Here is an 8,923-nt window from a genome sequence, read left to right on the forward strand (position 1 = left end):
AGGACGGATGAACATCGCAACGACACGAGGGGCAACCAGGCGCTCGATGTCCCTTCCCAACATCCTGACCTACGGCCGGATCGCCGCGATCCCGGTCGTGGTCGGATGCATTTACGCGCAGTCGATCATGGATGGGCCGCTGTGGCTGCGCTGGGTGTCGGTGGCCATCTTCATCGGCGCCGCCGTGACGGATTACCTCGACGGCTATTATGCGCGAATCTGGAATCAGCAATCGGCGTTCGGCCGGATGCTCGATCCCATCGCCGACAAGCTGCTGGTCGCCTCGTGCCTGCTGATGCTGGCCGCCGACGGCATCATCCATGGCTGGTCGCTGTGGGCTGCCATCGTGATCCTGTGCCGCGAGATCCTGGTCTCGGGCCTGCGCGAGTACCTCGCCGCGCTGCGCGTCAGCGTGCCCGTCACCAAGCTCGCCAAATGGAAGACCACGGTTCAGCTCGTCGCCATAGGCTTCCTGCTCGCCGGCCCGGCCGGCGATGAGGTGGTGCCGGTGGTGTCGATGATCGGACTGGCGCTGCTGTGGGCTTCGGCGATCCTCACCATGTACACCGGTTACGACTATTTCCGTGCCGGCATCCATCACCTCATCAAGGAGGACGAGGGATGAAGGTGAAGTATTTCGCCTGGGTACGCGAGCGCGTCGGCAAGGCCGAGGAGATGATCGAGCCGCCTGCGACGGTGCGCACCGTCGAGGAGCTGATCGCCTGGCTGTCCGGCCGGAGCGAGGCCTACGCCTACGCCTTCGAGAAGCCGAAGGTGATCCGCGCCGCGATCGATCATGCTCATGTCAAGCAGGACACCGCGATCGCGGGCGCCCGCGAGATCGCGTTCTTCCCGCCCATGACCGGCGGCTAGGCCATGACCACCGCTGTCACCACCTGCCCCGTCACCATCCGCATTCAGGAGGATGATTTCGACATTGCGCGCGAGATCGCGATCCTGACCAAGAGCCGTACCGACATCGGCGCGGTCGTGAGCTTCTCCGGCATCTGCCGCGCCGACGAGGACAGCGCGAAGATCGCCGCGCTCACGCTCGAACATTATCCGGGCATGGCGGAAGAAGAGATCAAGCGTCACGTCGACGAGGCGATTTCGCGCTGGCCGCTGAACGGCGTCGCGGTGATTCACCGCGTCGGCCGCTTCATGCCCGGCCAGAACATCGTGCTGGTGCTGACCGCCTCGCAACACCGCCAAGCCGCGTTCCAGGCGGCCGAGTTCCTGATGGATTATCTCAAGACGAGCGCACCGTTCTGGAAGAAGGAAGAGAGCGAAGCCGGCACCGGCTGGGTCGAGGCCCAGGCCCGCGACGACGAAGCTGCCGCACGCTGGACCCGATCCTGATGGCAAGAGCATCCAAAAAGACCGCGCGCGGCCGCGCCGCGCCAAGACTTGCCAAGGTCGGTCCGGGTGAGCTTCTCACGCTGCTCGATTTCGTCCGCTATGCGGTGAGCCGCTTTGTCGAAGCCAAGCTCGCCTTTGCCCACGGTACGACCGATCCGGTTGCCGAGGCAGCGTTCCTGGTCAGCGAGGCGCTGCATCTCAATCCCGAACAGTTCGAGATCTTTGCCAACGCGCGCGTCACGGTCGCCGAGGGCAAGACCATCCTCGATCTCATCCATCAGCGCGTCACCACGCGCAAACCGGCCGCCTATCTCGTCAACAAGATCTACATGCGCGGCCTGCCCTTCTATGTCGACGAGCGTGTCATCGTTCCGCGCTCCTTCATCGGCGAGCTGCTGGATTCGCATTTCGGTAGCGAAGGCGCTGCCGGCTCGCTGATCGACGATCCCACCGCCGTCGAGCGCGTGCTCGATCTCTGCACGGGATCGGGATGCCTCGCCATCCTCGCCGCGCATCATTTTCCGAACGCTGCGGTCGATGCCGTCGACATCTCCAAGGGCGCGATCGAAGTCGCCACGCGGAATGTCGGCGAATACGGGCTCGACGACCGGATCAGCCTGTATCGCGGCGACCTGTTCGCCCCGCTCGGCGATGCACGCTATGACCTGATCATCACCAATCCGCCCTATGTCGATGCCGAAGGCATGGCCGCGCTGCCGCCGGAGTGCCGGGCCGAACCAAAACTCGCCTTTGACGGCGGCCGTGACGGTCTCGACGTGGTGCGCCGCATCCTGCGCGAGGCGCCCGATCACCTGACGCCGGATGGCGGGTTGATCTGCGAGATCGGGCGCGGCCGCGAGTTGGTCGACGAGGCCTTTCCGGAACTGCCGTTGCTCTGGCTGGACACCGAAGACTCCGAGGGCGAGGTGTTCTGGATCGCAGCCGCCGATCTCGGCTGATCCTCTACGGCGGGCCCGCTCCCTCGGAACAAGTCAAATTCCGCCACGTTCATCCCCCGACGAATTTTCGTGGCTCTCGGAGGATGTCGGCATGCTCGCGCCATCGGGCGAATTGCTGCGCGCCGGCGTGGCGCTCAAGCTCAACCATCTCAAGCGAGCCACGCAATCGTACTTGCGCGACCGCACCAGCCAGGCCACCGGACGCGCGACGTCCTACGCGGTTGCAGCCGGCCTGTTTGCGGTGGCCGGGCTGTTCGTCATCGCGGCCTTCTTTGTCGGTCTGATCGCCCTGTATCGCTGGGTTGAGATCACCTACGGGCAATTCTGGGGTTTCGGTGCTGTCGGTGCGGTGCTGCTGGTGCTGGCGGCGGTCTGCGCCGGCATCGCCATGACGATGATGAAGCGGCCGGCCAAGCCGGTTGTGCCGCTTGCGAGCCGGATGCGCGTTGCGATCGCCACTCCGCGGATCCCGCGCGGAACGATCAAGCAGGCAGTGAAGGAGGTCGCAACGACGATCCCCCTCGTGCCGCTTGCGCCCGGTGAACGCGGCCGTGGCAGCAAAGCCTGGCCGAACCGCGCCAACCGTCCCGTGCAACTGGGCCTGATGCTCGCAGCCGTCGGCCTGGTCGGGCTTACGGCCGCACGCCGGCGGCGCCATAGGCACAGTCTGGAGGCGTGAGTGGTGGTACGGCGCTCCGCGCAGATGGACAGCTGGTTGCTGGTGGCGGCCACGGCTGTCTTCGTGCTCACCGCCGAGCGCTACTTGCAGGACTCCGGCCTGGTCCGCTCGGGGCCCCCGCAGGACCACCGCAAAGGAGAGGCGAATTCACCGGAAACCGACCCGGCGCGCGCAGCCGTGCAGCCCGGCCATGGCCGCCGCGCGAAGAGTCCCTTCACGATCCCCTGGGCTGGCTGGAAGGATATCTTCTGGCGCACCTATCAGCGCATCGACGAGGATCGCCTGCTCGCCACAGCGGGCGGCGTCGTGTTCTTCGGGCTGCTCGCGATCTTTCCGGCCGTGACCGCGCTGGTCTCGTCCTACGGGCTGTTCGCCGATCCCTCCACGATCAGCGATAACCTCCAGAAGCTGGCGATGATGCTTCCCGAAGGTACCTTCCAGATCGTCGAGGAGCAGGTCGGGCGTGTGGTGTCGAAGGGCAATACGGCGCTGGGTGCCACCTTCCTGTTCGGCCTTGTGCTTGCGATCTGGAGCGCCAATGCCGGCGTCAAGGCGATCTTCGACGCCCTCAACGTCGCCTATGAGGAGCGCGAGAAGCGCAGCTTCATCCGGCTGAACATGGTGTCGCTGGCGTTCACGGTCGGCGGCATCATGGCGCTGTTGCTGATGGTGGCTGCCGTCGTCGCCCTCCCGCTCGCGCTCAATCACCTCGGCCTGGCGCCCGAAAGCAAATTGATCGTGGCGCTGGCGCGATGGCCGCTGCTGTTCCTGATCCTGCTCGTGGCGCTCGCCATCCTCTACCGCTTCGCGCCCAGTCGCGATGCACCGCGCTGGCAATGGCTGAGCCTCGGCGCGGTGATGGCGGCCATCCTCTGGATTGCCGGCTCGGCACTGCTGTCCTGGTATCTCTCGGAATTCGCCAATTACAACGCGACCTACGGCTCGCTCGGTGCGGCGATCGGCCTGATGATGTGGATGTGGGTGTCTGCGATCGTCATCATGTTCGGAGCCGAGCTGAACTCGGAGATCGAACGGCAGACCCTGCGCGACACGACCACCGGGCGGCCGAAGCCGCTCGGCAGCCGCGAAGCCGTCTCGGCCGATACGGTCGGCGCCGCCGCGCCGGCCTGACGCCATGACGGTCCTGAACGCGCGTGCTGGAGGCTGCTATCCCCTCGAATCAACAATGATGTTAAGGTCATGCTGCTTGGGGGAGCATGAGGCGTGACGGGTCGGACGGCGGCCCGTGTTTTCCCGGGTAAGACAGTCAGCTCTTGAGGCGTAACGCGCGGCATGATTCGCATTTCGACGATCTTCATCGCCATCTGCATGGTTCTGGTCGCGGCCTCGCTCGGGCTGATGCTCTATTCGGTGGCCGGCATCAGCGGAACCGAGTCCGCGATCGTGGCGCTGACCGCGCTGACCTTCCTGATCCTCTACAACGCGGTGTCGATGCGGCTGCGCGACCGCAGCGACGTCGGCGGCCAGATCGCCGACCTCTCGCGCGGCACCGCCGACCTCGCCCGTCAGGTGGCCGAGTTCGGCCGCCGGCTCGCGGCGGTCGAGGGACGCATCGCCTCGTCCAATTCGACCAACTCCGACCGCATCCAGTCGGTGGTCGGCGAGATCAACGAGCTCGGCGGACTGGTCAGGCAGCTCGCGACCACCGTCTCGGCGCATGAGGACCTGCTAGCTGGCGGCGCTCCGGTATCAGCCGCAAGCCCGGTCGAGAAGCAGGAGCCGGTGGCGCCGCTCGACCTGATCGCGACGATCGACGAGCGGCCGGCTGCCCCGTCACCGTTGCCCGTGGCGCCCCCGCCTCCCGCAGCGCAGCCGCGGCCCGCACAGGCGGCGGCCCCAACCCAGGTCGCCAACGGCCGCAACCAGACCCAATTGCTGGCGACGCTGCGCAACGCGATCGACGAGAACCGCATCGACATCTTCCTCCAGCCGATGGTGACGCTGCCGCAGCGCAAGGTGCGGTTCTACGAGGCGGTGACGCGCCTGCGCGATGATCGTGACCAGCTGATCGCCGCCGAGGAGTTCATCAGCATCGCGGAAGCCTCCGGGCTGATCGGGCGCATCGACAACATGGTGATGCTGCGCTGTGTGCAGGTGCTGCGGCGCCTGATGGTGCGCAACAAGGATGTCGGCGTGTTCTGCAATGTCGCGGCCTCCACGCTCGGCAATTCCACCACCTTCGCGCAGTGCCTCGACTTCCTCGAAGCCAACCGGGCGCTGGCGCCCTCGCTGGTGCTAGAGTTCAAGCAGTCGACCTTCCGCAACCTCGGCCCGGCCGAGACCGAGAATCTCGCCGCGCTCGCCCAGCGCGGCTACCGCTTCTCGATCGACCATGTCACGGATTTGCGCATCGAGCCGCGCGAGCTCGCCGACCGCGGCGTGCGCTTCATCAAGGTGCCGGCCACGCTGCTGCTCGATCCGAAGCAGGCCTCGGCCTCGGACATCCACCCGTCCGACCTCTCCGACCTGCTCGGCCGCTTCGGCATCGACCTGATCGCCGAGCGGATCGAGGGCGAGCGCGCGGTGGTCGACCTGCTCGATTATGACGTGCGGTTCGGCCAGGGCTTTCTGTTCGCGCCGCCCCGGCCATTGCGACCGGAAGGGGCATCTGCTACCGGCGGGGCCTCGCCGAACCAGGCGCAGGACATCCAGGGATCCAATGGCTCCGGCACATCCAGCTCAGGCGCGACGTCTTCAGCGCCTCCGCCCCAGCGTATCACCGGCAACGCGGCGCTCGCGCGCCGCATCTGATCGGCCGCGCGCATCATGACCACGCTGCATTTTGCCGAAAGCCTGCGCGAGCTCGTAGGTGGTGTTGACGTCGTGCTCAGTGATATCTGGGGCGTGGTCCATAACGGTCTCGAATCCTTCCCCGAGGCCTGCGAGGCGCTGCATACCTATCGCAGCCGCGGCGGCACGGTGATCCTGATCACCAACGCACCGCGCCCGGCCGACTCCGTGCAGCGGCAATTGCGCAAGCTCGGTGTCGCGGACGAGACCTATGACGCGATCGTCTCGTCGGGCGACCTGACGCGGCTCTATGTCGCCGAGCATCCCGGCCGCAAGATGTTCTGGCTCGGCCCCGAGCGCGACAACTCGATCTACCGTGGCCTCGATGCGAGAACCGCGCCGCTGGAGGAAGCCGATTACATCGTCTGCACCGGCCTCTATGACGACGAGACCGAGACGGCGGAAGACTATCGCGGCATGATGCTGAAGGCGCGCGAGCGCAAGCTGACGCTGGTCTGCGCCAACCCCGACATCGTGGTCGAACGCGGCGACCGGCTGATCTATTGCGCCGGCGCCATCGCCGAGCTCTATCGTGAGCTCGGGGGCGAGGTGATCTTCTACGGCAAGCCGCACCGGCCGATCTATGAGCGCGCGATGGCGCTCGCCGGCGAACGCCAGGGCCACCAAATTGATCGCAAAAAGGTCTTGGCGATCGGCGATTCCGTCCGCACCGATCTCACCGGCGCGCGCGAGTTCGGCATCGACTGCCTGTTCGTCACCCGCGGCATTCATGCCGAGGAGTTCGAGGGCCTCGACCAGCTCGACCCGGCATCCGTCATGGAATTGTTCGGCCATCCGCCGAAGGCGCTGATGCGCGAATTGAAGTGGTGACGGCGTACTACGACACGACGCGAACTTGGACGAATTGCAGGGCTCCAGACCTCGTCATGGCCGGGCTTGACCTGGCCATCCACGCCGTCCTTCGCATGTCCAAGAACGTGGATGCCCGGGACAAGCCCGGGCATGACGATCTCAATGGATGACTGTTTTCAGGCCAAGCGCCCTTACGCGCTCGCCATGTCCGGGAAGACCGCCTCGATCTTGGTCTTCAGCGTCGCCGCGTTGAACGGCTTGACGATGTAATTGTTCACGCCGGCCTTCTTGGCCGCGATCACGTTCTCGGTCTTGGATTCGGCGGTGATCATGATGAAAGGCGTGGTGGCGAGGTTCGGATCCGCGCGCACTTCGCGCAGGAGGTCGTAACCCGTCATCGGCTCCATGTTCCAGTCGGAGATCACGAGCCCGTACTTCTTGCCGCGCATCTTGTTCAGCGCTGCCGAACCGTCGCTGGCATCATCGATGTTCTCGAAGCCAAGCTGCTTCAGCAGATTCCTGATGATACGGATCATGGTGCTGTAGTCGTCCACCACCAGAACCGGCATCGACAAATCAACCGCCATCTCGACTCCCCCAACGCAAACCCAGGAATATTACGATCGGACCTGCCAGGCCCGGAGCCCGGCAGTTCCACGCTCAAGGACTAGCATCAAGGCGTTAAACAGCGCGTTAACTGCGGACGCCTCCAAAGGACTGAAATCGTGTTCAATGTCCCGGCTCCCCCCGCTTGACTTCGTCAGGCCGGTCGAGCCACGGTCCCGACCGGTCCTGCCGCTTCGAGAATTCCCCTGATGGCTCCGCATTTTACCGTCATCCGCGACACCACGCCGGACTCCGCGATTCCGAGGGGCGCCGTGGTTGCCATGGGCAATTTCGACGGCGTCCATCTCGGCCACCGCGCCGTGATCGCGGCAGCCCTGGAAATGGGCCGGGCGCATGGCCGCCCTGCGCTGGCATTGACCTTCGAACCGCATCCGCGGCGGTTTTTCAGCCCCAACACCCCGCAATTCCGTCTGACGGACGAGCCGGCCAAGCTACGGCTTTTGGCCGGCACCGGCCTTGCCGGCGCCGTGGTCATGACTTTCGACAAGGCGCGCGCCGGAACCAGCGCGCAAGACTTCATTCACCATGACCTGATCGCACGCCTCGGCGTCAGCGGCATCGCCGTCGGCTACGACTTCCATTTCGGCAAAGGTCGCGTCGGCTCGCCGGGCCTGCTGGTCAACGAGGCGCCCCGGCTCGGCATCGAGGTCGACGTGCAGCCCCATGTCGATATCGACGAGCGGCCGGTCTCCTCCAGCGCGATCCGGATCGCCCTCGCCGAGGGCCAGCTGGACGAAGCCACCAGCATGCTGGGCGCCCCCTGGTTCATCACCGGCGAGGTGATCCACGGTGAGAAGCGCGGCCGCGACCTCGGCTATCCCACCGCCAACATCCGTCTGGACGCCAATTGCGGCCTGAAGCACGGCATCTACGCCGTGCGGGTCGGCCGCGGCGGCGAGCGCCTCGACGGGGTGGCAAGCTTCGGCCGCCGCCCGACTTTCGACAATGGCGCGCCGCTCCTCGAAATCTTCCTGTTCGACTTCAAGGGCGATCTTTACGGGCAGGCGCTCGACTGCGCCTTCGTCGGCTTCATCCGCGAAGAGCTGAAATTCGACAGCCTGGAGGCCCTGATCCGCCAGATGGACGACGATTCCACCCGCGCCCGCGCCATGCTGGCCGCCGCCCCGGACGCGTTTCCGAGGCTGGGCAGGATCGATTGAGCCGGAAACCGGGCCACCCGAACCTTTGCGCTTCCCCCGCCCGGCTGCTATGGAGAGCCCATGTTTGCGCGGCGCATCATAGCGATTAGCGGCCCGGCTTTCGCCTGAGCCTTCGGCTCGGCGCAAGACCGGGATGTTGTCGTTTCACCCCCGCGATTCCTTATCGCCATCCGTTTTCCCGCGCCCTTCCGAGCCAGTCAGCCTCATGTCCGAAAAGTCCCAAAAGTCTGAAGTCAAAGACTATTCGAAAACCCTGTTCCTGCCGCAGACCGAATTCCCGATGCGCGCCGGCCTGCCGCAGCGCGAGCCGGAGATCCTCAAGCGCTGGTACGAGATCGGCCTCTACGAGAAGCTGCGCGAGAGTGCCAAGGGCCGCGCCAAATTCGTGCTGCATGACGGCCCGCCCTACGCCAACGGCAACATCCATATCGGCACGGCGCTGAACAAGATCCTGAAGGATCTCGTCACCAAGAGCCAGCAGATGCTCGGCTTCGATTCCAACTACGTGCCGGGCT

At 65.5% G+C, this 8,923-nt stretch carries 11 protein-coding genes; 10 read left to right on the plus strand and 1 reads right to left on the minus strand.

The window, feature by feature from the left end; genetic code table 11:
* The first annotated feature begins 7 nt into the window (after positions 1-7).
* The 8 genes from pgsA (at position 8) to CWO91_RS29185 (ending at position 6,639) form a co-directional block, all read left to right on the plus strand.
* Positions 8-625, plus strand: a complete 618-nt coding sequence (gene pgsA / locus CWO91_RS29150; RefSeq protein ID WP_130218491.1) for a CDP-diacylglycerol--glycerol-3-phosphate 3-phosphatidyltransferase — start codon at positions 8-10, stop codon at positions 623-625.
* Positions 622-873 carry a molybdopterin converting factor subunit 1 gene (gene moaD, locus CWO91_RS29155; protein ID WP_130218493.1) on the plus strand — a complete coding sequence of 84 codons (252 nt, stop codon included), beginning with the start codon at positions 622-624 and terminating at the stop codon, positions 871-873. Before pgsA ends, moaD begins: the two co-directional genes overlap by 4 nt.
* 3 nt (positions 874-876) lie before the next feature.
* Positions 877-1,359: a molybdenum cofactor biosynthesis protein MoaE gene (locus tag CWO91_RS29160; RefSeq protein WP_130218495.1), complete on the plus strand. Its 483-nt coding sequence runs from the start codon at positions 877-879 to the stop codon at positions 1,357-1,359.
* A complete protein-coding gene (gene prmB, locus CWO91_RS29165) occupies positions 1,359-2,318 on the plus strand; it encodes a 50S ribosomal protein L3 N(5)-glutamine methyltransferase (RefSeq protein WP_130218497.1) in 960 nt (319 codons plus the stop codon). Before CWO91_RS29160 ends, prmB begins: the two co-directional genes overlap by 1 nt.
* A 91-nt stretch (positions 2,319-2,409) precedes the next feature.
* Complete coding sequence (locus CWO91_RS29170) at positions 2,410-2,997, plus strand: phage holin family protein (protein WP_130218499.1); 588 nt, start codon at positions 2,410-2,412, stop codon at positions 2,995-2,997.
* The gene (locus CWO91_RS29175) at positions 2,998-4,128 is read left to right on the plus strand and encodes a YihY/virulence factor BrkB family protein (RefSeq protein WP_130218501.1); all 1,131 of its coding nucleotides are present in this window, start codon (positions 2,998-3,000) and stop codon (positions 4,126-4,128) included.
* A 162-nt stretch (positions 4,129-4,290) separates the two neighbouring features.
* Positions 4,291-5,769 carry an EAL domain-containing protein gene (locus CWO91_RS29180; protein ID WP_130218503.1) on the plus strand — a complete coding sequence of 493 codons (1,479 nt, stop codon included), beginning with the start codon at positions 4,291-4,293 and terminating at the stop codon, positions 5,767-5,769.
* Positions 5,770-5,784: 15 nt separating this feature from the next.
* Complete coding sequence (locus CWO91_RS29185) at positions 5,785-6,639, plus strand: TIGR01459 family HAD-type hydrolase (protein ID WP_130218505.1); 855 nt, start codon at positions 5,785-5,787, stop codon at positions 6,637-6,639.
* Positions 6,640-6,812: 173 nt separating this feature from the next.
* On the opposite strand, the gene CWO91_RS29195 is transcribed toward CWO91_RS29185, so the two are convergent.
* Complete coding sequence (locus CWO91_RS29195) at positions 6,813-7,208, minus strand: response regulator (protein ID WP_008567674.1); 396 nt, start codon at positions 7,206-7,208, stop codon at positions 6,813-6,815.
* 228 nt (positions 7,209-7,436) lie between these two features.
* On the opposite strand from CWO91_RS29195, the gene CWO91_RS29200 reads away from it, so the two are divergent.
* Positions 7,437-8,408, plus strand: coding sequence for a bifunctional riboflavin kinase/FAD synthetase (locus CWO91_RS29200; protein WP_130218509.1), 972 nt, complete (start codon positions 7,437-7,439; stop codon positions 8,406-8,408).
* A 205-nt stretch (positions 8,409-8,613) separates the two neighbouring features.
* A partial coding sequence (locus CWO91_RS29205) for a class I tRNA ligase family protein (protein WP_165405783.1) occupies positions 8,614-8,923 on the plus strand: 310 nt, incomplete at its 3' end.

The organism is Bradyrhizobium genosp. SA-3, assembly GCF_004212635.1.
Taxonomy (GTDB): domain Bacteria; phylum Pseudomonadota; class Alphaproteobacteria; order Rhizobiales; family Xanthobacteraceae; genus Bradyrhizobium.